Annotated in this window: 22 protein-coding genes; 10 read left to right on the forward strand and 12 right to left on the reverse strand. The window is 68.4% G+C overall.

From position 1 onward, the window contains the following. Positions 1-85 precede the first annotated feature (85 nt). From BLW48_RS00825 to hda, 4 genes are read right to left on the reverse strand one after another with little or no spacing between them, the layout of a single operon-like run. The gene (locus BLW48_RS00825) at positions 86-694 is read right to left on the reverse strand and encodes a trimeric intracellular cation channel family protein (protein WP_093172089.1); all 609 of its coding nucleotides are present in this window, start codon (positions 692-694) and stop codon (positions 86-88) included. A gap of 5 nt (positions 695-699) precedes the next feature. Beyond that, positions 700-1,338 (reverse strand): 2-amino-4-hydroxy-6-hydroxymethyldihydropteridine diphosphokinase, encoded by a 639-nt coding sequence (gene folK / locus BLW48_RS00830; RefSeq protein ID WP_093049659.1) that lies wholly within the window; start codon positions 1,336-1,338, stop codon positions 700-702. Then, complete coding sequence (gene pcnB, locus BLW48_RS00835) at positions 1,335-2,969, reverse strand: polynucleotide adenylyltransferase PcnB (protein ID WP_093075518.1); 1,635 nt, start codon at positions 2,967-2,969, stop codon at positions 1,335-1,337. Before pcnB ends, folK begins: the two co-directional genes overlap by 4 nt. Before the next feature lie 27 nt (positions 2,970-2,996). Then, on the reverse strand, positions 2,997-3,683 hold the full coding sequence (gene hda, locus BLW48_RS00840) for a DnaA regulatory inactivator Hda (protein WP_305367572.1): 687 nt from the start codon (positions 3,681-3,683) through the stop codon (positions 2,997-2,999). Positions 3,684-3,813: 130 nt separating this feature from the next. On the opposite strand from hda, the gene purM reads away from it, so the two are divergent. From purM to BLW48_RS00865, 5 genes are all read left to right on the forward strand, one after another. Beyond that, complete coding sequence (gene purM / locus BLW48_RS00845) at positions 3,814-4,854, forward strand: phosphoribosylformylglycinamidine cyclo-ligase (protein ID WP_093172091.1); 1,041 nt, start codon at positions 3,814-3,816, stop codon at positions 4,852-4,854. Positions 4,855-4,904: 50 nt separating this feature from the next. Further along, entirely contained in the window at positions 4,905-5,990 is a 1,086-nt protein-coding gene (locus tag BLW48_RS00850; RefSeq protein ID WP_176928696.1) for an AI-2E family transporter, read from the forward strand. Between the two features lie 120 nt (positions 5,991-6,110). Further along, entirely contained in the window at positions 6,111-6,671 is a 561-nt protein-coding gene (locus BLW48_RS00855; RefSeq protein WP_093172093.1) for a cysteine hydrolase family protein, read from the forward strand. Positions 6,672-6,676: 5 nt separating this feature from the next. Beyond that, the gene (locus tag BLW48_RS00860) at positions 6,677-7,306 is read left to right on the forward strand and encodes a DJ-1/PfpI family protein (protein WP_093172095.1); all 630 of its coding nucleotides are present in this window, start codon (positions 6,677-6,679) and stop codon (positions 7,304-7,306) included. Further along, the gene (locus BLW48_RS00865) at positions 7,270-8,271 is read left to right on the forward strand and encodes a GlxA family transcriptional regulator (RefSeq protein ID WP_093172096.1); all 1,002 of its coding nucleotides are present in this window, start codon (positions 7,270-7,272) and stop codon (positions 8,269-8,271) included. The genes BLW48_RS00860 and BLW48_RS00865 overlap by 37 nt, the downstream gene beginning before the upstream one ends. A 6-nt stretch (positions 8,272-8,277) precedes the next feature. On the opposite strand, the gene BLW48_RS00870 is transcribed toward BLW48_RS00865, so the two are convergent. The 7 genes from BLW48_RS00870 to murJ form a co-directional block, all read right to left on the reverse strand. Beyond that, positions 8,278-9,885: a M14 family metallopeptidase gene (locus tag BLW48_RS00870; RefSeq protein WP_143047710.1), complete on the reverse strand. Its 1,608-nt coding sequence runs from the start codon at positions 9,883-9,885 to the stop codon at positions 8,278-8,280. A 61-nt stretch (positions 9,886-9,946) separates the two neighbouring features. Then, positions 9,947-11,191 (reverse strand): RNA polymerase sigma factor, encoded by a 1,245-nt coding sequence (locus BLW48_RS00875; RefSeq protein WP_256330703.1) that lies wholly within the window; start codon positions 11,189-11,191, stop codon positions 9,947-9,949. A gap of 70 nt (positions 11,192-11,261) precedes the next feature. Continuing rightward, on the reverse strand, positions 11,262-11,687 hold the full coding sequence (locus BLW48_RS00880; RefSeq protein WP_093049636.1) for a YciI family protein: 426 nt from the start codon (positions 11,685-11,687) through the stop codon (positions 11,262-11,264). Positions 11,688-11,724: 37 nt separating this feature from the next. After that, positions 11,725-12,156 (reverse strand): YciI family protein, encoded by a 432-nt coding sequence (locus tag BLW48_RS00885; RefSeq protein ID WP_093049633.1) that lies wholly within the window; start codon positions 12,154-12,156, stop codon positions 11,725-11,727. Positions 12,157-12,300: 144 nt separating this feature from the next. Next, positions 12,301-12,729 (reverse strand): bleomycin resistance protein, encoded by a 429-nt coding sequence (locus tag BLW48_RS00890; protein WP_093049630.1) that lies wholly within the window; start codon positions 12,727-12,729, stop codon positions 12,301-12,303. 1 nt (position 12,730) lies between these two features. Beyond that, positions 12,731-13,582 (reverse strand): SirB1 family protein, encoded by an 852-nt coding sequence (locus BLW48_RS00895; RefSeq protein ID WP_093049627.1) that lies wholly within the window; start codon positions 13,580-13,582, stop codon positions 12,731-12,733. Between the two features lie 75 nt (positions 13,583-13,657). Then, complete coding sequence (gene murJ / locus BLW48_RS00900) at positions 13,658-15,211, reverse strand: murein biosynthesis integral membrane protein MurJ (protein WP_093049624.1); 1,554 nt, start codon at positions 15,209-15,211, stop codon at positions 13,658-13,660. A gap of 131 nt (positions 15,212-15,342) precedes the next feature. Here murJ and rpsT point away from each other — a divergent pair, with 131 nt between their 5' ends. Continuing rightward, a complete protein-coding gene (gene rpsT, locus BLW48_RS00905) occupies positions 15,343-15,657 on the forward strand; it encodes a 30S ribosomal protein S20 (protein ID WP_007831346.1) in 315 nt (104 codons plus the stop codon). Between the two features lie 145 nt (positions 15,658-15,802). On the opposite strand, the gene BLW48_RS00910 is transcribed toward rpsT, so the two are convergent. Beyond that, positions 15,803-16,132, reverse strand: a complete 330-nt coding sequence (locus tag BLW48_RS00910) for a DUF3579 domain-containing protein (protein WP_093049621.1) — start codon at positions 16,130-16,132, stop codon at positions 15,803-15,805. A gap of 161 nt (positions 16,133-16,293) precedes the next feature. Here BLW48_RS00910 and BLW48_RS00915 point away from each other — a divergent pair, with 161 nt between their 5' ends. The 4 genes from BLW48_RS00915 to kynB all read left to right on the forward strand — a co-directional run bounded on the left by BLW48_RS00915 (position 16,294) and on the right by kynB (position 19,506). Then, the gene (locus tag BLW48_RS00915; protein WP_093172102.1) at positions 16,294-17,502 is read left to right on the forward strand and encodes an aspartate aminotransferase family protein; all 1,209 of its coding nucleotides are present in this window, start codon (positions 16,294-16,296) and stop codon (positions 17,500-17,502) included. Beyond that, positions 17,499-18,440: an ornithine carbamoyltransferase gene (gene argF / locus BLW48_RS00920; RefSeq protein ID WP_093049615.1), complete on the forward strand. Its 942-nt coding sequence runs from the start codon at positions 17,499-17,501 to the stop codon at positions 18,438-18,440. The genes BLW48_RS00915 and argF overlap by 4 nt, the downstream gene beginning before the upstream one ends. Before the next feature lie 26 nt (positions 18,441-18,466). Continuing rightward, positions 18,467-18,781 carry a YkgJ family cysteine cluster protein gene (locus tag BLW48_RS00925; protein WP_093049612.1) on the forward strand — a complete coding sequence of 105 codons (315 nt, stop codon included), beginning with the start codon at positions 18,467-18,469 and terminating at the stop codon, positions 18,779-18,781. Between the two features lie 74 nt (positions 18,782-18,855). Continuing rightward, entirely contained in the window at positions 18,856-19,506 is a 651-nt protein-coding gene (kynB, locus tag BLW48_RS00930; protein ID WP_093172104.1) for an arylformamidase, read from the forward strand. Positions 19,507-19,515 lie beyond the last annotated feature (9 nt).

Below are 19,515 nucleotides of genomic sequence, written 5' to 3' on the forward strand. Positions count from 1 at the left end.
TTGATGAAAAACCGGCGAAGTTTAACGGGCGCGCGACCCCTGCCCGGCCCGGCCGGCTTTTCGGGGCCGCCGGAACCCCCTCAATTCAGGCTGGCAAGCGCAGCACCGGCAGGTGCCAACCGCCGTAGATTCCGCCCAGGCGGAGCGCCACGATCAGCAGCACGCCGGCGTGAAAGGCCCAGCGCCGCGGCGTTCCAGCCGCCTGCAGCAGAAGGTAGGCCGCGATGCCCGCGATGGCGGCCGAGCCGTAGATGCCGCTGCTCAGCAGCAGCGGAACGCGGGCGGTGAACACATCGCGCAGCAGCCCGCCGGCCGCGCCGGTCATGGTGCCGACCAGCAGCACGATGACGGCCGGCAGGCGCCGCTCCTCGGCCACCTGCGCACCGGTGATGGCGAACAGGCCGAGCCCCAGGGCGTCGGCAACGGCCAGCGCATGCTCCGGCACTGCCAACAGGTGCACCCAGACGATGGTGAGCGCCGCAGCCGCGAGGATCACGTAGACATACCGGGTGTCGCGGATCCAGAACACCGGATGGCGGTCGAGCAGCAGGTCGCGCAGCGTGCCGCCGCCCACCGCGGTGACCGAAGCGATCACCACCACGCCCAGCCAGTCGAGGCCCGCATGGCCGGCCCCCAGCGCCCCACTGACCGCGAAGACCGCCACGCCGGCGAGATCGAGGACGTAGAGCAGCACAGCCTTCAGACGATGCGCTTGACCACCTGGCCCGTGACACGTGCCAGCGCCGCGCGCGGCACCTTGTCGGGCGCGATTTCGGCGAGCGGCTTCAGCACGAAGGCGCGCTCGCGCATGCGGGGGTGCGGCAAGGTCAGCGTCGGCGTGTCGATCACCGAGTTGCCGTGCATCAGCAAATCGAGATCGAGCGTGCGCGGCGCGTTGGGAAATGGCCTTTCGCGGCCAGCCAGCGCCTCCAGGCGCTGCAACGCCACGAGCAACTGCTCGGCATCCAGGCCGGTGCGCACCGCCACCACGGCGTTGATGAAATCGGGGCCTTCGGCATCCACCGGCTCACTGCGATAGAGCGACGAACGGGCCGTCACCACGGTTCGCTGAAGTGCGCCGATGTCCGCCATGGCGGCCTTCACGGCTGCCTCGGCATCGCCCAGGTTGGCGCCTATGGCGATGAAGGCCTGTGCCGTGGGGTAGTCCTCCCGCGGACCGCGCGGGCTGCGCGAAGGTGCACGGGTGGGCGCGCGGCGCGCGGGCGGTCCGCTCTTGGCGCCTGCAGACGGTGGCTTGGCACCACCGCCCGCACGCGGCGGTGCAGCCTTGGCCTTGGGGCCCGGCTTGCCGTCCTTCGGCCGGTTGGGCGTGCTCATGCGCCTCCGGCGCTCCCGCCGCCCCCACCACCAGCACCGCCACCACCTCCGGTGCGGGGCTTGCGGCGACGCCGGCGCTTGCGCGGTACCGCCTCGCCATCGGGCGGCACGGCGCCGGCCTCTACTTCAACCTCTTCGACTTCGTCGTCCTGCTCCGAATCGGGGGCCTGGCTCTTGCGCGCAGCCGGTTCACCGCCGCGCGGCTTCGGCGCCGGGGTTTCGCGCACCCGCACGCGCTGACGCACCTTCTGCTCCTCGCGCACCTGCTCCAGCAGGTCCTGGCGGCGCACGTCGTCGGCGGTGCTGAATTCCTGCCACCACTCGGCAATCGCCTCGCTCACCTCGCCCACGTCGGCGCGCAGGCGCATGAAGTCGAAGGCGGCGCGGAAACGCGCCTGCTCGACCAGGCTGTAGGGCGTGGATCCGGTGCGCTTGTCGAAGCGCGGCTGCATCATCCAGATCTCGCGCATGTCGGCGGCCAGCTTGCCGCGGCCCGAGACATCGCCGATGCGGGCGTTGAACACATCGTCGATGGCGTCCTGCAGCGCCGGGAACGGCGGCTGCGGGCGCTGGCCGTGGCGGCCTTCCTGGCGCTGGGCCCAGCCGTCGCGCACGTCGGCCCACAGCACGCATGCCAGCAGGAAGCTGGGCGCCACGGGCTTGCCTTCGCCCACGCGGCGGTCGGTGTCCTGCAGGGCGGCCTTCACGAAGGGCTGGTCGGCGCGCTCCACCACCACGTCGAGCAACGGATAGATGCCACGGGCAAGGCCGAGCTTGTTCAGCTGCTCGACGGTCGCAATCGCGTGGCCGGTCTGCAGCAGCTTGAGCATTTCGTCGAACAGGCGGCTTTGCGGCACGTCGGCCAGCAGCTTGCTCGACTCGATCAGCGGGGCCGCCGTCTTGGCTTCCATCTTGAAGCCCAGGGCGGCGAGCTTGGCCGAGAAGCGGATGGCGCGAATGATGCGCACCGGGTCTTCACGGTAGCGCGTGGCCGGGTCGCCGATCATGCGCAGCGTGAGCTTCTGCGCGTCCTTGATGCCGTTGTGATAGTCGACCACGACCTGGTTGGCCGGGTCGTAGTACATGGCGTTGACGGTGAAGTCGCGGCGCGCCGCGTCTTCTTCCTGCGGGCCCCAGACGTTGTCGCGCAGCACGCGGCCGCTGGCGTCCACGGCGTGCTTCATGCTGGCAAGCTCGCCCTTGCTGGTGCGCTCGTTGCCCGCCACCTGCTCGGCCGCGGCGTTGTCCATGTAGGCGCGGAAGGTCGAGACCTCGATCACCTCGTGCTCGCGCCCACGGCCGTACACCACGTGCACGATGCGAAAGCGCCGCCCGATGATGAATGCACGGCGAAACAGCGACTTGACCTGCTCGGGCGTGGCGTTGGTGGCCACGTCGAAGTCCTTGGGGCGCAGCCCCAGCAGCAGGTCGCGCACCGCGCCACCCACCACGTACGCCTCGTAGCCGGCCTGCTGCAGCGTGGTGACCACGTTCTTCGCGCGTTCGTCGACCAGGGCCGGATCGATCTTGTGAACCTCTGCCGGCACCTCCTGGCGCTTGCCGAAGCGGCTCTTGCCCTGCGTGCCGCCGGCGGTCTTGCCGAGCAGCTTGTCGATGAATTTCTTGATCATTGTTGGTTGAAAGCCTAGTTCGCTCTTTTATTCGTTCTCGAGCATGGAGCGGATCAGCGGAATGGTGATCGCGCGTTGCGTCTGCAGGGCATAGCCGTCGAGCTGCGTGAGCAACTCCATCAGGCTGCCGAGGTCGCGGCTGAATCGGTGCAGCATGTAGTCGAGCACGTCGTCGGACAGCATCACGCCGCGCGCATCGGCGGCCTGGCGCAGCACCGCGCGGCGTTCGCTTTCGCTCAGCACCTGCAAGTGGAACACGTGGCCCCAGCCGAGGCGGGTGCGCAGGTCTTCGCGCAGCGGCAGGTCGGCCGGCGGCAAGGCGCCAGCGGCGACCACGCCACGCTGCAGGGTCTGGGCGTTGACGAACCAGTTGAAGGCCGCGTGCTGCTGCACGGCGGTGTAGAGGTGCACATCGTCGAGCAGGACGGCGCCCCAGCGCTCGTCGAACTCGGGCGGCTCCAGCAGGCCGGCGTGCAGCCAGCCCACGCTGGCGCCCTGCTCGCGCAGTGCGACACGCACCGATTCGAGCAGATGGCTCTTGCCGCTGCCGCCTTCGCCCCACAGATAGGTTGGCACCGGCGAGTGCAGCGCGGGGCTGCCGGCGCCGCCCACCCACACTTGCAGGTGCCGCAGCGCCGCCTCGTTGGGGCCGGCAAAAAAGGCGTCGAAGCTGGGGCCCGTCGCAATGCCGATATCGAGCGCGAGCTGTTTCATCCCGGGAAGGTTCATGGAGGGGGCCGCGAGGGCCCTTAAAATCGTGAGGAATTCTATCGGCCCGGCCACCATGGTTACCGGCGCCGCCTTCCGCTCCTACTCTTCGCGTCCTTCCCGACCTCGACCACCCATGACTTCCCCTACGCCCACTCCTCTCAGCTACAAGGATGCCGGTGTCGACATCGATGCCGGCGACGCGCTGGTCGACCGCATCAAGCCCCTGGCCAAGAAGACCATGCGCGAAGGAGTGCTGGCCGGCATCGGCGGCTTCGGCGCCCTGTTCGAGGTGCCCAAGCGCTACAAGGAGCCGGTGCTGGTGAGCGGCACCGACGGCGTGGGCACCAAGCTCAAGCTGGCCTTCGAATGGAACATGCACGACACGGTCGGCATCGACCTGGTGGCAATGAGCGTCAACGACGTGCTGGTGCAGGGCGCCGAGCCCCTGTTCTTCCTCGACTACTTCGCCTGCGGCAAGCTGGACGTGGACACGGCCGCGGCCGTGGTTGGCGGCATCGCCCGCGGCTGCGAACTGTCGGGTTGCGCTCTCATTGGCGGCGAAACCGCCGAAATGCCCGGCATGTACCCGGCCGGCGAGTACGACCTGGCGGGCTTTGCGGTCGGCGCGGTCGAAAAGTCGAAGATCCTCACGGGCCAGAACGTCAAGCCCGGCGACGTGGTGCTGGGCCTTGCCTCGGCCGGCGTGCACTCCAACGGTTTCAGCCTGGTGCGCAAGGTGATCGAACGCGCCGGCGCCGACCTGCCCGCCACCCTCGACGGCAAGCCCTTCCGCGAAGCCGTGATGGAGCCCACCCACCTCTACGTGAAGCCGGTGCTCGAAGCGCTGGACAAGCACCCGATCAAGGCGCTGGCCCACATCACCGGCGGCGGCCTGCTCGAGAACATCCCGCGCGTGCTGCCCGAAGGCACCGCCGCCCACCTGAAGAAGGGCAGTTGGCCGCAGACCGAGCTGTTCGCCTGGCTGCAGAAGGTGGCCGGCATCGACGACGTCGAGATGAACCGCACCTTCAACAACGGCATCGGCATGGTGGTCGTGATCGACGCGGCTGAAGCCACCGCCTGCGCCGCCACGCTGCGCGCCGCTGGCGAATCGGTGCACGAGATCGGCGTGATCGCCGAGCGCGGCGAAGGCGCCGCGGTAGTCGTCGGCTGAGCGCCGGCTGCCCATCCACAATGTCCTGAACTGAGCACGCGACGCCCCGGATGGCCAAGAAGCCACAACCCATCAGCCCCGCCGTGACAACGGCCCCCGTCCACCGCCCGGCCGCCTCGCGCGGCGTGATGATCGCAAGCTACCTGCTGATGCTGGCCGCGTTGCTGCTGGTGATGTGGGAGCACCTGCTGCCGGGGCTGCTGTGCGTTTGCATCGGCTTCCTGGCCACGCGGTGGTTCGCACGGGTGCTGAGTGCGGGCATGCGGCGCATTCCGGCACTCGGCGGCCAGCGCGCCGATGGCTGGGCCGGCGTGCTGGCCGTCATCCTCGTGCTGGTGGGGCCGATCGCGCTGATCACGCTGCTGCTGTCGCAGGCCCGCGAATACATCGTCGACGCGCCTGACCAGTACCGCGAACTGCTCGACTACACGGCGCGCACGGTGCTCGAGTTGCGCTCCAAGCTGCCGGTCGAAATCGCTGTCTACCTGCCCGAGGGCGCGGCCGAGGTGCAGCGGGTGATCGCCAATTACCTGCGCGCGCAGGCCGGCTCGCTGGCCGTGGCCGGGCGCGCCTGGCTGCACGGCATTCTCTTTTCGTACGTGGGCCTGATCGTGGGTGGCCTGGCCGCCGTGGCGCACGCGCCGCTGCGTCGCCTGCCGCTGGCCGACCAGCTGCACCAGCGCGTGCGGACCTTCGGCGAAGCCTTCGGCCAGATCGTGGCGGCCCAGTTCTGGATCGCGGCCTTCAACACGCTGCTCACGGCGATCTTTCTGCTGTTCATCATGCCGACGTGGGGGGCTCACCTTCCGTACACGCCGGCGCTCATCACCCTCACCTTCCTGGCGGGGCTGGTGCCGATCGTGGGCAACCTGGTCTGCAACTCGGTGATCACGCTGGTGGGGCTGTCGGTGTCGCCGGTCACGGCGGCGGCGTGCCTGATCTTCCTGATCGTGATCCACAAGGCCGAGTACGTCATCAACGCCAAGGTGGTCGGCGCACGCACGCAGATGAGCGTGTGGGAGCTGCTCGCCGTGATGTTCGTGGCCGAGGCGGTGTTCGGGCCGGCTGGGCTGGTGGCGGCGCCGCTGTACTACGCGTACCTGAAGAAAGAGCTGCAGGCGGCGTCGCTGGTCTGAGGCAACCGTCGGGCAGCAATGTCCTGATCTGATCGGTTTTGGTCCGGCCACGAGCGGACTGCGGGCTGGCAAGGCAGAAGAATAGGCGGCATCATCCACTTTGCCTCTGCGAGCCCCGCCATGAAAACCTGTCTGATTGTGATCGACGCCCAGGAATCGTTCCGCCAGCGCGCGTACTGGTCCGAGAGCCAGGCCACTCCCTACTTCGCCGCGCAGAACGCGCTGATCGAAGGCTGCGCCGCCGCCGGCGTGCCGATCGTGCGGGTCTTTCACACCGACGAGCCCTCCGATGCGAGCAACCCGTTTGCCGTCGAATCGGGCCACGTGTGCCCCATCGGCGGGCTTGCCGACTTTGCCGCAGCAGCCACCTTCACCAAGCACCGCCACAGCGCGCTGGTCAACAGCGGGCTGGACATCTGGCTCACGCAGAACGGCATCGGCCGGCTGATCGTGAGCGGCATCCGCACCGAGCAGTGCTGCGAAACCACAACCCGCCACGCCTCGGACCTGGGCTGGGAGGTCGACTACGTGACCGACGCCACGCTCACCTTCGACATGGTGCAGCCGAACGGGCAGCCGCTTTCGGCCGCCGACATCAAGGCCCGCACCGCCACCGTGCTGCAGGGCCGTTTCGCCACCGTCTGCACCGTGGCGCAGGCGCTCGAACGGGCCGTGGCGTGAGCGGCATGAGCTTGCGCGTGCTCATCCTCGCCTTCGACGGCGTCGAAGCGCTGGACTTCGCCGGCCCCTTCGAAGTGTTCACCACCGCGAGCCGGGTCAGCCAGCGGATGCAGCCGGGCACCGCGGCGCCGTTCGATGTCGCATCGGTGGCCCACGCTGCACACGGCCAGCCCGTGCAGGCGCGCGCCGGTCTGCAGCTGCTGGCCAACCACGCGCTGGCCGACAGCCCGAAGGCCGACGTGCTGATCGTTCCCGGCGGCGTGATCGACGCGCCGATGGCCAGCCCCGACACGCTGCGATGGATCGCCCACAGCGTAGCCGGTGCGCAGGTCGTCGCCTCGGTCTGCACCGGCGCCTTCCTGCTGGCCGAAAGCGGCGTGATCACGAACGACACCGTCACCACCCACTGGGAAGACATCGCCGACCTGCGCGAGCGCTTTCCTTCGCTCGACGTACGCGACGGCGTGCGCTGGGTCGACAACGGCCGCATCGTCAGCTCCGCGGGCATCAGCGCCGGCATCGACATGAGCCTGCACCTCGTCGAGCGGCTGGCCGGACGCGAACTGGCCGAGCGCACCGCGCGCCAGATGGACTACGCATGGACCCGCAACCCCGGCCACAACCCATCCGCGTAGTCTTCGTCCTCCTGCCCGGCAGCATCGTGCTCGACTGGGCCGGCCCGGCCGAGGCGCTGCGCATCGCCAACCAGCGGCTGTGCGCAATGGGCCAGCCCGAGCGTTTTGCCATCGAGTTCGCGAGCCCCCGGCCGACGACGATGGGCTCGGTCGGCGTCGCGCTGGCCGGGCTCTCGCCCTTGCCGACGCAGTGGGACGGCCCCGGCTGGATCGTGCTGGTCGGCCTGCCCGGCGACACCATCGCCATCGACAACCCCGAGACGCAAGACCTGCTGCACTGGCTGCGCGGCCTGCGCTTCGAACGCGACCGGCTGGAGCTGATGACGATCTGCGCCGGCGCGGTGCTGGCCGCGCACGCCGGTACGCTGGCAGGCCGACGCGCCACCACGCACCACCAGCACCTCGACGAACTTCGTGCCGTGGAGCCGCGCTGCGACGTGGTCAGCAACCGCGTGTTCGTGATCGATCCGCCGCTGTACAGCAGCGCGGGCGTGACGACCGGCATCGACCTGGTCCTGCACCGCATCGCCGGGCTGTGCGGCGAAGCGCTCGCGGCGCAGGTCGCGCAGACCATGGTGGTGGCGCTGCGCCGCGGCCCGCACGACCCGGAGCTGTCGCCCTTTCTCGCCTACCGCAACCACCTGCATGCCGCGCTGCATCGCGTGCAGGACGCGGTCAGCGAGCAGCCGCAGGCCGACTGGAGCGTGCCGCGCATGGCCGAGGTGGGGCACACCTCGGCGCGGCATCTCACGCGGCTGTTCGTCGAGCATGCGGGCGTGGCGCCGCTGGCCTATCTGCGGCGGCTGCGGCTCGCAGCTGCGCAACTCGCGCTGGCCTCGGGCGCGAGCGTGACGCGGGCGGCGGAGCAATCGGGCTTCGGCTCGGACACCCAACTGCGCCGCGCGTGGCACCAGTTCGGGTTGCCGGGCTCGCCTTCGGAGGCGGGCTCTGCTTTCAAGGCCTGAAAACGCTCAGTGCCAGACGCCGACGGGCGCCGGCCCGGGCACGCGCAGCAGCCTGTCGTCGCCGATCTCCAGCAGCCGGTTGGCCGCATAGCTGTTCTGCGAGTCGGGCTCCAGCGCCGCGCTGACCAGCGGCGACAGCGGCTGCGCGAGCGACACGTAGAAGCTCCCCGGCTGCACCACCGCGCGACCGGCCCGCGGCCGCACGCGGAAGGCGCGGATCGCCTCGCCGTCCTCGATGGCACCACGCGCATCCTGCCGCTGGCCGTCGGTCTGCGACAGGATCTCGTAGCGCTCCACCTGCCAGGGCGCCGCGCTGTCGATGCGCTCTACCCGCACGCCCAGCATCTGCAGGCGCTGCACGGCCGTGGTCTCGCTGGCCGCGAGCAGATAGCCGCACGGGCGCGGGCGCGCGTTGGCAATCTTGAGCGGCTCGGCGGCGCGCCATTCGACGTCGATGGTCTTGTCTTCCCCGGTCTTCGCGTCGAGGAATTCGAGGCGCTGCCGCGTCGGCGTCTGCCAGGCCTCGACCACCAGATCGCCATGGCACGCCTCGGCCTTGGCGCGCTGGCCAGCCTGCGCGGTGAGCTGCATCAGCGCCGGCCCCTGCTTCGCGGCCGTCTCGATGACGGTGGTGGCGGCCAATACCTGCGTGTGCACGCGGCGCGCAAAGTGCGCACGCCCGAGCCCCACGCCGCGCACTTCGAGCAGCAGGCTCACGGCCTGGCGCAGCGCGCTCACGTTGCGGCCGGTGTCGGGCTGCACGCCGCCCATCGACACGGTGCGGTCCTCGCTCTTGCCGCCGGAGGTGGTGTGGTACTTGAAGCCCTGCAAGCCGGCCTGCGTGAATGCGGACTGGATGGCGTCGACGTAGTCGCGCTGCGCACCCACGGCGATGGCGGAGTCGAGATTGCCCACGGTGGCAGGCTGCAGCAGGCCGTCGTACTTCATGACCGCGCCGAACTTCTCGATCCAGCGGCCGCCGACGGTGAACTCGTGCAGGTCGAGCACCACCTGCGGCTGGTAGCGCAAGGTGGCGGCCGCGAGCATGCGCGCCTCGGGCGTACGCAGCAGCAGGTGGTCGCGATTCACGTCGATGCCGTTGGCCGTGACGCGGGTGAAGCGCTCGGCGCCGTCCGGGTTGCCGCGCGGCACCAGCACCAGGTTCACCTTCTTCAGCAGCGCGGCGCCGGGCTCGCTGGCGAACTGCTGCGCCAATGCCAACACCGCTTCGCCACCGGCCGGCTCGTTGCCGTGCTGCTGGCCGATCACCATCACGGTAGGCCGTGCGGGATCGATTCGTCCCTGCTCGGCCAGCACCACCAGCGGCATTTCACGTCCCTGCTGCGTCAGGCCCAGGCGCTCGACGCGAACGTTCGGCGACTGGCGCGCAAGGTCGTTCAAGAAGGCCAGCACCTCGGCATGCGAAGGAAAGTCGGCGCGCCCGGCGCGAAAACCCGGCGTGGCGTAACTCACCGGCGGATCGGGGAAACGCGCGGCGATGGCCTGCGGCTCGACCCACGCCTTGGCGGGGTCGAACTGGGCCTGGGCCGAAAGGGCCGGCAGCAGGGCCAGGCAGGAAACGCACAGGAGGCGGAGGGAGGGGGTGCGCAGCATGGCGCGCATTTTCTCCCGGCACCGGCCGCGCGGGCCAGCGCAGCTTCAGCCGGCGCTCAGCTCACCCGGCGGGGCCGTCGAGGAGGCAGGCGCGCGCACGTGCGAGCAGCAGCGCCCGCTCGCGCGTGTTGCGCGTGAGCGCCGCGGCGCGGTCGAATTCCTTGCGCGCCTCGTCGCGGCGGCCGAGCTTGAAGAGCAGATCGCCGCGCACGGTCGGCAGCAGGTGGTAGCCCTTGAGCGAGGGCTCGTCCATGAGCGCATCGACCACCTCCAGCCCCGTCGCCGGCCCGAAGGCCATCGACAACGCGACCGCCCGGTTGAGCTCGACGATGGGCGACGGCGTGAGCTCGGCCAGCGCGTCGTAGAGCGCGGCAATGCGGCCCCAGTCGGTTTCGTCGGCGGTGCGCGCGCGGCCGTGGCAGGCGGCGATGGCGGCCTGCAGCGCATAGGGGCCGAGCGCGCCGCCGAGTGCTTCAGCACGCGCGAGCGCCGCGAGGCCGCGACGGATCAGCATCTGGTCCCAGCGCGCGCGGTTCTGTTCGAGCAGCAGCACCGGCTCGCCGGAAGGCCCCATGCGCGCGGCGGTGCGCGAGGCCTGGATTTCCATCAGCGCCACGAGGCCGTGCACCTCCGCCTCCTTCGGCACCAGCTCGGCCACGATGCGGCCCAGGCGCAGGGCCTCGTCGCACAGCGTGGGGCGCATCCAGTCGTCGCCGGCGGTGGCCGAGTAGCCTTCATTGAAGATCAGGTAGATCACTTCGAGCACCGAGGCGAGCCGGGCTTCGAGCTCGTGCCGGCGCGGCACCTCGAAGGGCACGCGCGCCTCGGCCAGCGTGCGCTTGGCGCGCACGATGCGCTGCGCCACGGTGGCCTCGGGCACGAGAAAGGCGCGCGCGATTTCATCGGTGGTGAGGCCGCCCATCAGCCGCAGCGTGAGCGCCACGCGGGCCTCGGTCGACAGCACCGGGTGGCAGGCGGTGAACACCAGCCGCAGCAGGTCGTCGCCGATGTCGTCGTCCAGCGCGGCATCGACCGCCTCGGAGAAATCGTCTTGTGCCATCTCATGCTGCGCGTCGATTTCGCGGCCGATTTCGCCGGCCTTGTGTTCGGCCAGCTGCAGGTGGCGCAGGCGGTCGAGCGCGCGGCGTTTGGCCACTGCCGTGAGCCAGGCCGCGGGGTTGTCGGGCACGCCGGATTCGCTCCATTGCTCAAGCGCCGAGACCAGCGCGTCCTGGGCCAGCTCTTCAGCCAGGCCCACGTCGCGCACCATGCGCGCGACGGTGGCGATGATCTTCGCGGACTCCATGCGCCACACCGCCTCGATGGTGCGGTGGATGGCGGCGACGTCCGCGCGGCCCTCTTCCCTGATCACTGCTTTACGGCTCGGTCTTCTTGACCGTCTGCATCGACGCGAACTCGCTGGTCAGCGCCTGCACGTCGGGCGGGTAGTCGCCGATTTCCTGGATCTGGCGCACCTCGATGACTTCGTTGTCGGAGCCGGGGCAGCGGGCAGCCCATTCGATGGCGGCGGCGCGCGAGGGCACGTCGATGACCCAGAAGCCGCCGAGCACTTCCTTGGCCTCGGCGAAGGGGCCGTCGACGATCTTGGGCTTCTTGTCCTTGAAGCTCACGCGCGCGCCCATCGAGGGCGGATGCAGGCCGTCGCAGCTGATCAGCACGCCGGCTTTCTGCATCGATTCGTTGTAGGCCATCATGGCCGACACCGCATCGACGTCTTCGGGGATGGTGCCGGGCGCGGCGGTTTCGTAGCCGTGGGGAATCATCAGCAGCATGAATCGCATGGTGGATCTCCTTGGGTTCGATTCGGTTGCGGCTGCTTCAGCTGCCGGCCTTGGCACGGGCCTCGGTCTCGGCGCGCAGGCGGTCTTCCTGGGCGAGCAGCTCGGGAGTCATCGAATCGCCGAAGTCGGCGGCCTCGAACACCTGGCGGATCTCGATCTCGCCTTCCTGGAAGGGGCTGCGCTTGATCCACTCGATGGCTTCTTCCTTTGACTTGACCTGGAACAGCCAGAAACCAGCCAGCAGCTCCTTGGTTTCAGCGAAGGGGCCGTCGATGACGGTGCGCTTGGTCGGGCCTTCGCAGCGCACGCGCACGCCCTTGGAGCTGGGGTGCAGGCCTTCGCCCGCCAGCAGCACGCCGGCCTTGACCAGTTCCTCGTTGAACTTGCCCATGGCGGTGAGTATTTCGGTGCTGGGCATCACGCCGGCTTCGGAATCGGCGTTGGCCTTGACCAGAATCATGAATCGCATGTCGTTTCTCCTGAAGGTTGATGAGACTGGGAGCGGCTGACGAATGAAATTTGCCTGCTCCTGTTCACACGTCGGACGAGCGGAAGACGGATCGACACGATCGCATCGATCTATTTGTAATTTTGTGTTTCTGAAATCGAGGCTTCAGGGCAGGTAGCCGCAGAAGCGCAGCACGTGGCCGTCGGGCTCCCGGATCGCGAATTCGCGCAGTCCCCAGGGTTGGGAGGTCGGCGGCTCGATGACCGTCACGCCGCGCTTCACGTAGGCGGCGTGCAGGCCGTCGATGTCCTTGCCCACGTGGATCACGATTTCGCCGCGCCAGGGCTTGGCCTCGCGCGAGTTGCATTGCCACAGCCTCAGGTAGACCGGGTCGCCGTAGCTGCGGTCGCCCTTCTTCACCCGGGCGTAGCTGGGCGGCTCCCCCGCGATGAAGTCGAGCTCGAAGCCCAGCACGTCGCGAAACCAGCGCGCGGCGCGCGACACGTCCGACACCGGCAGCACCGGCTGCACGCCGTGGAATTCATGCAGGGTGCCCAGGTCGGGCGCCGGGCTCACACCGGCCTTGGTGTTCATTTCAGCTAGCCATTCGGCGCAACATGGCGACGCGCTCGGCGATCGCGTCGATGTCGAGGGCGTCCTCGGCCTTCCCCAGATAGGTTTCCAGGTCGCGCACGGCCTGCGCCGTGTTGCCCTGCTCGGCGTGCGCGATGCCGCGGTCGCGGTACTCGCCCCAGGCACTGGGCAGCAGGGCGATCAGGCGGTCCTGCACGGCGATGACGCGCTGCCAGTCTTCCTGCGCGTGGTGCACTTCCTTCAGGTTGCGCAGCATGCGCGCGATGATTTCGCGCGGGCTTGCGGGCTGCAGGTACAGGCCCAGCGGCACGTCGAAATCGCCGACCAGGCCATTGCTGCGCTTGTAGGGTTCGAGCCGCTCGCCGAGTTCCTCGCGCGACAGCGACTTGCCGGTGAAAGGATCGATCACCACCTGCCCCTTGGGCAGCGTCACCTTGAGCATGAAATGCCCCGGAAACCCGATGCCGCGTGCCTGCAGGCCCAGGCCCTGCGCCAGTTCCATCCACAGCACGGCCAGCGAGATCGGAATGCCGCGGCGGGTGCGCAGCACGGCGTTCAGGTAGCTGTTGTCGGGGTCGTAGTAGTCGTTGACGTTGCCGCCGAAGCTCAGGTCATTGAAGAAGAACTGGTTCAGGGCGCGCAGGCGGGCCAGCGGTGCGGCGTCGGCCGGCAGGCGGCGCTTCAGGCGGGCCAGGAGCTGGTCTACATCGCCAAGCACCTGCTGAACGTCGAGATCGGGGTATTCGTCCTGCGCCAGGCTGGCGGCAGCTTCGAGCAACGGAAATTGATCGTCGCTGCGAACCAGCGATTCGAAATACTCCAGTGCGGTAGGAACCTGAAAGCTGAACGTCATGTGTCTTTGTAGAGGAGCATTCAGGGAGCGTCAAGGCGGGACACGTGCGTATTGCCAACGCCCTGCGCGCGGGCTTCAGCGGCGCAGGAAGCTGCGCAACCGCACGCCGACGGCCGCCAGCACGGCGAAATAGAGCAGCGCCGAGCCGGCGATCAGCGCGGCGAGCAGGCCGATGCGCAGCAGGCGCTGCTCGCGCAGGCCGACCCAGTCGAAATGGCCCGAGCCCCAGAACAGCAGGCCGGCCAGCACCAGCGTGCCCGCCAGCACCTGCAGCGCGAACTTGCCCCAACCCGGTTCGGGCTTGTAGCTGCCGCGGCGCATCAGGCCGACAAGCAGCCAGGTCGAATTGACCAGCGCGCCGATGGCGATGGTCAGGGTCAGCGCCGCGTGCTGCAGCACCGGCACCAGGAAGATATTGAGCACCTGCGTCAGCACCAGCACGCCCACGGCAATGAGCATCGGCGTGCGCGTGTCGTGCTTGGCGTAGTAGCCGGGCGCGAGCACCTTCACGGCCACGATGCCGACCAGCCCAACGCCGTAGCCCATCAGCGCCAGGGTCGTGCGGCCCACATCCTCGCCGGTGTACGCGCCGTTGTGGAAGAGCACCGCCACCAGCGGCTTGGCAAACAGCAGCAGCGCGATGGCGCAAGGCGCCGAAAGCAGCACGACGAGGCGCAGGCCCCAGTCGAGCAGCGACGAATAGCGCGCGTCGTCCTTGGCGGCGCGGGCGCCGGCCAGCTGCGGCATCAGCACCACGCCGAGCGCCACGCCGAGCATGGCGGTGGGGAATTCCATCAGCCGGTCGGCGTTGGTGATCCAGGTCACGCTGCCCACCGCGAGGTGCGAGGCGATCTGCGTGTTGATGAGCAGCGAGATCTGCGCCACGCTCACGCCCAGCAGCGCGGGCAGCATCAGCTTGAGCACCTTGCGCGTGGCAGGGTCGGTCCATGCGGTCCGCAGCGCCCGGAAGCTCGCGCCGACACGCGGCATCAGCCCGAGCTTGCGCAGCGCCGGAATCTGTAGCGCCAGCTGCAGCACACCGCCCACCAGCACGCCCACGCACTGCGCATAGATCGGCTCGATGCCCCAGCGGCGGAACAGCGGCGCCCCGACCACGATCGCCAAAATCAGCGCAATGTTGAGCAACACCGGCGACGCCGCCGGCACCGCGAACTTGCGCCAGGTGTTGAGAATGCCGCCCGCCAGCGCCACCAGCGACATGAAGCCGATGTACGGGAACATCCAGCGCGTCATGATCACGGCCGGGTCGAAGCCGGGCAGTCCGCTCGCCATGGCCCAGACCAGCAGCGGCGCGCCGGCCACGCCGGCCACGCACACGACCAGCAGCGTCCAGGTGAGCAGCGTGGCGACATGGTCGATCAACTGCCGGGCGCCCTCTTCCCCGTCTTCGGCCTTGCGCGCGGCCAGCACCGGCACGAAGGCCTGGCTGAAGGCGCCTTCGCCGAAGACCCGACGGAACAGGTTGGGAATGCGAAATGCGACGTTGAAGGCGTCGGTCAGCGCGCTGACGCCGAAAACCGAGGCAAACAGCACGTCGCGCACAAGGCCCGTGATCCGCGAAGCGAGAGTCAGCAGGGAGACGGTGGAGGCGGATTTGAGCAGGGACACGGGGGCCGAGTGTAGGGCCCGCGAAGGTGCCGAAACGGGCCGATTCGGGCGCGAATTGGGCAAAAGGGCCAACCCGGCCTATAATGGAGGGCTTTGCTGCATCATCCTCAGACACCTAAGGAACATTAAATATGGCATCCGCCAAGCCCAAGAAGAAGAACCCGCGCCTCGCCTCCGGCCGTAAGCGCGTCCGCCAGGACACCAAGCTCAACGCTGCGAACACCTCGCTGCGCTCCAAATACCGTACCGCTGTCAAGAACGTCGAAAAGGCTGTTCTGGCTGGCGACAAGACCAAGGCAAGCGAACTGTTCGCGAAGGCCCAGAGCATCGTCGACACCGTCGCCGACAAGGGCATCTTCCACAAGAACAAGGCAGCCCGCGACAAGAGCCGCCTGTCGGCCAAGGTCAAGGCGCTCGCCCTCGCGCCTGAAAAGGCCGCCGCCTGACACCTGTCAGGCAAGCCCGGACCGGAATCCTCCAGTCCGCCGTTTGATCGGGGTGCGCTGCAGCAAAGTGAAAAACCGCCTTCGGGCGGTTTTTTCATGCCCGTTCGATTTGCGCCCCAGCGCGACGGGCAAGAAAAAAGGCCGCTCAGGCCTTCTTGGGGGGGATGGGCGTGTCGGGCACCAGACAGGCCTCGGCCACCTGCAGGTCGTTGTCTCTCGCGAAGTTCACGCAGAAATCCCAGGCCATCGGCTCGGCATCGCGCAGCTCGCGGTTCACGATCACGCACTTCACGCCGTTGATGGTCGTCGGAATGCACCAGGGCGAGTAGCTCAGGTGGCTGCCCGGATAGGCGCCGCCGGGGCGAAAAGAGCACATCACGCCGGCCAGACGCTCGGCCCAATCGCTGGGGCGGAATGTCCGGCCATCCTTGGTGATGCCCTGGATGAAGATTTCTTTGGCAGTGGGGGAAATCATCGTTGAATGAGGCGACCGGAGCGGGTGCTGCGGTGCAGCAAGCGATTCTATCCGCGGCACTTTTTGCATCCTGAACATGGGGCATTGCTGTAATGCGGAATCCTCAACGAAGCCGTCAAACGGCACGCCTAGAATCCGCCTTCCCTATCTGGAGAACCCGAATGAGCGCTACCGCCCAGCCCACCTCGCCCCACGTCATGAACACTTACGGTCGCCTGCCGATCGCACTGTCGCACGGTCAGGGTTGCCGAGTCTGGGACACCACGGGCAAGGCCTACATCGACGGCCTCGGCGGCATTGCCGTGAACACGCTGGGCCACAACCACCCCGAGCTGGTGCCCGCCCTGCAGGACCAGCTGACCAAGCTGATCCACAGCTCCAACTACTACCACGTGACCGGCCAGGAACAGCTCGCCACCAAGCTGACCGAGATTTCGGGCCTCACCAACGCGTTTTTCTGCTGCACCGGCCTCGAAGCCAACGAAGCCGCCCTGAAGCTGGCGCGCAAGTTCGGCCACGACAAGGGCATCGAGCGCCCCGAAATCGTCGTCTACGAAGCCGCCTTCCACGGCCGCAGCATCGCCACCCTCTCGGCCACCGGCAATCCCAAGGTGCAGGCCGGCTTCGGCCCGCTGGTCGAGGGCTTCATCCGCGTGCCGCTGAACGACATCGAGGCGCTGAAGAAGGCCACCGAAGGCAACCCCAACGTGGTCGCCGTGTTCTTCGAAACCATCCAGGGCGAAGGCGGCATCCACCCGATGCGCGTCGAATACCTCAAGCAGGTGCGCCAACTCTGCGACGAGCGCGACTGGCTCATGATGATCGACGAAGTGCAGTGCGGCATGGGCCGCACCGGCAAGTGGTTCGCCCACCAATGGGCGGGCATCAAGCCTGATGTGATGCCGCTGGCCAAGGGCCTGGGCTCGGGCGTGCCGATCGGCGCCGTGGTGGCCGGCCCCAAGGCCGCCAACATCTTCGGCCCGGGCAACCACGGCACCACTTTCGGCGGCAACCCGCTCGCCATGCGCGCCGGCATCGAAACCATCCGCATCATGGAAGAGCACAAGCTGCTCGAAAACGCCGCCACCGTCGGCGCCCACCTCAAGGTCGCGCTGGAGCGCGAAATCGGCGGCCTGCCCGGCGTGAAGGAAATCCGCGGCCAGGGCCTGATGCTGGGCATCGAGCTCGACCGTCCCTGCGGCGTGATCCTGAACCGCGCCTGCGACGCCGGCCTGCTGCTGAGCGTGACGGCCGACAAGGTGATCCGCCTCGTGCCGCCGCTCATCCTGAGCATTGCCGAGGCCGACGAGATCGTTGCCATCCTCGCGCCCATCGTCAAAAACTTCCTGTCGGAGCCTGCCGCCCAATGACGACCGCCACGACGACCGCACCCGCCGCCATCCGGCACTACCTGCAGTTCTCGGACTTCACGGCCGACGAGTACGCCTACCTCTTCGATCGCATGGCGATCATCAAGAAGAAGTTCAAGACCTACGAAAAGCACCAGCCGCTGGTCGACCGCACGCTGGCCATGATCTTCGAGAAGGCCAGCACGCGCACCCGCGTGAGCTTCGAGGCCGGCATGTATCAGCTCGGCGGCAGCGTGGTCCACCTGACCACCGGCGACAGCCAGCTCGGACGCGCCGAGCCCATCGAGGACAGCGCCAAGGTCATCAGCCGCATGGTCGACATCGTGATGATCCGCACCTACGAGCAGACCAAGATCGACACCTTTGCCGCGCACTCGCGGGTGCCGGTCATCAACGGGCTGACCAACGAGTTCCACCCCTGCCAGATCCTCGCGGACATCTTCACCTACATCGAGCACCGCGGCTCCATCCAGGGCAAGACGGTGGCGTGGGTGGGCGACGGCAACAACATGGCCAACACCTGGCTGCAGGCGGCCGAGATCCTGGGCTTCACGGTGCACGTGAGCACGCCCAGCGGCTACGAGGTGGACCAGTCGATCGCCGGCATCCGCTCGGGCGACAGCTACAAGGTCTTCAAGGACCCGATGGAAGCCTGCCGCGGCGCCGACCTCGTGACCACCGACGTCTGGACCAGCATGGGCTACGAGGCCGAGAACGAGGCGCGCCGCAAGGCCTTTGCCGACTGGTGCGTCGACGAGGACATGATGCGCATCGCCCAGCCCGGCGCCCTGTTCATGCACTGCCTGCCTGCCCACCGCGGCGAAGAAGTGCAGGCCGAAGTCATCGACGGACCGCAGTCGGTGGTGTGGGACGAGGCAGAGAACCGCCTGCACGCACAAAAGGCGCTGATGGAGTTCCTGCTCCTCGGCAGGCTCTGACTCCCTGAAGCACAAGGCGCAGCCGCATGTCCGATTGCCAGCAATGCGGCGCCTGCTGCGCCAGCTATCGCGTCGACTTCAGCGTGCATGAGCTCGACGACAACGGCGGCAAGGTGCCCTCGGGCCTCGCCGTCGAGGTGAACGACGCCATCTGCCGCATGCGCGGCACCGACCACACGCCCATGCGCTGCGCCGCGCTCACCGGCAAGATCGGCCAGTCCGTGGGCTGCGGCATCTACGAATGGCGCCCCAACCCGTGCCACGAGCTGCAGGCCGGCAGCGACGCCTGCGAGCGGGCCCGGGCACGGCACGGGTTGCCGGCGCTGTCGTCGTTGCACTGATCCGTTCAACTCGTCACGTTCGGTGTTGGAAATAACCGACACCACGACCCCTCGCCCGGCGCTAACTTCGCGCCATGGCTCCATCACATCAGCAACGCATCTGGGACATCTCGCCGCCCGTGCATGAAGGCGCGCCGGTCTTTCCCGGCGACACGCCCTACCAGCAGCGCTGGGCGGCGACCATTTCACCGGACTGCCCGGTGAATGTCAGCGAGATCAAGCTCTCGCCCCACGTCGGCGCGCACGCCGATGCGCCGCTGCACTACGACCCCGAGGGCCAGACCATCGGCAACGTCGACCTCGCGCCCTTTCTCGGCCCCTGCCGCGTGATCCACGCGATCGACAAGGGCCCGCTCGTCGAGTGGGATCACATCGCCCACGCCGTCGACAGCACCCTGCCCCCGCGCGTGCTGGTGCGCACCTACACCACCATGCCGGTCGGCCAGTGGGACCCGCAGCTTGCGGCCTACGCCCCCGCCACCGTCGAGCGCCTCGCGGCCATGGGCGTGAAGCTCATCGGCATCGACACCGCCAGCATCGACCCGGCCGACAGCAAGACGCTGGAAAGCCACCAACGCATTCGCCGCCTCGACCTGCGCGTGCTCGAGAACCTCGTGCTCGACGACGTGCCCGAGGGCGACTACGAACTCATCGCGCTGCCGCTCAAGCTGGTCAGCGCCGATGCCTCCCCCGTTCGCGCCGTGCTGCGCGAACTCCCCCGCTGAAAACTCCAC

Origin of the sequence: Variovorax sp. YR266 (assembly GCF_900107295.1) — a bacterium.
Classification (GTDB): domain Bacteria; phylum Pseudomonadota; class Gammaproteobacteria; order Burkholderiales; family Burkholderiaceae_C; genus Variovorax.

Excerpts from the sequence above, each read along its gene's own strand:
- folK (WP_093049659.1), bottom strand. The coding sequence starts at position 1,338 with ATGAGCACGCCCAACCGGCCGAAGGACGGCAAGCCGGGCCCCAAGGCC.
- pcnB (WP_093075518.1), bottom strand. The coding sequence starts at position 2,969 with ATGATCAAGAAATTCATCGACAAGCTGCTCGGCAAGACCGCCGGCGGC.
- hda (WP_305367572.1), bottom strand. The coding sequence starts at position 3,683 with ATGAAACAGCTCGCGCTCGATATCGGCATTGCGACGGGCCCCAGCTTC.
- purM (WP_093172091.1), top strand. The coding sequence starts at position 3,814 with ATGACTTCCCCTACGCCCACTCCTCTCAGCTACAAGGATGCCGGTGTC.
- BLW48_RS00850 (WP_176928696.1), top strand. The coding sequence starts at position 4,905 with ATGGCCAAGAAGCCACAACCCATCAGCCCCGCCGTGACAACGGCCCCC.
- BLW48_RS00855 (WP_093172093.1), top strand. The coding sequence starts at position 6,111 with ATGAAAACCTGTCTGATTGTGATCGACGCCCAGGAATCGTTCCGCCAG.
- BLW48_RS00860 (WP_093172095.1), top strand. The coding sequence starts at position 6,677 with ATGAGCTTGCGCGTGCTCATCCTCGCCTTCGACGGCGTCGAAGCGCTG.
- BLW48_RS00865 (WP_093172096.1), top strand. The coding sequence starts at position 7,270 with ATGGACCCGCAACCCCGGCCACAACCCATCCGCGTAGTCTTCGTCCTC.
- BLW48_RS00870 (WP_143047710.1), bottom strand. The coding sequence starts at position 9,885 with ATGCTGCGCACCCCCTCCCTCCGCCTCCTGTGCGTTTCCTGCCTGGCC.
- BLW48_RS00875 (WP_256330703.1), bottom strand. The coding sequence starts at position 11,191 with ATGGAGTCCGCGAAGATCATCGCCACCGTCGCGCGCATGGTGCGCGAC.
- BLW48_RS00880 (WP_093049636.1), bottom strand. The coding sequence starts at position 11,687 with ATGCGATTCATGCTGCTGATGATTCCCCACGGCTACGAAACCGCCGCG.
- BLW48_RS00885 (WP_093049633.1), bottom strand. The coding sequence starts at position 12,156 with ATGCGATTCATGATTCTGGTCAAGGCCAACGCCGATTCCGAAGCCGGC.
- BLW48_RS00890 (WP_093049630.1), bottom strand. The coding sequence starts at position 12,729 with ATGAACACCAAGGCCGGTGTGAGCCCGGCGCCCGACCTGGGCACCCTG.
- BLW48_RS00895 (WP_093049627.1), bottom strand. The coding sequence starts at position 13,582 with ATGACGTTCAGCTTTCAGGTTCCTACCGCACTGGAGTATTTCGAATCG.
- rpsT (WP_007831346.1), top strand. The coding sequence starts at position 15,343 with ATGGCATCCGCCAAGCCCAAGAAGAAGAACCCGCGCCTCGCCTCCGGC.
- BLW48_RS00910 (WP_093049621.1), bottom strand. The coding sequence starts at position 16,132 with ATGATTTCCCCCACTGCCAAAGAAATCTTCATCCAGGGCATCACCAAG.
- BLW48_RS00915 (WP_093172102.1), top strand. The coding sequence starts at position 16,294 with ATGAGCGCTACCGCCCAGCCCACCTCGCCCCACGTCATGAACACTTAC.
- argF (WP_093049615.1), top strand. The coding sequence starts at position 17,499 with ATGACGACCGCCACGACGACCGCACCCGCCGCCATCCGGCACTACCTG.
- BLW48_RS00925 (WP_093049612.1), top strand. The coding sequence starts at position 18,467 with ATGTCCGATTGCCAGCAATGCGGCGCCTGCTGCGCCAGCTATCGCGTC.
- kynB (WP_093172104.1), top strand. The coding sequence starts at position 18,856 with ATGGCTCCATCACATCAGCAACGCATCTGGGACATCTCGCCGCCCGTG.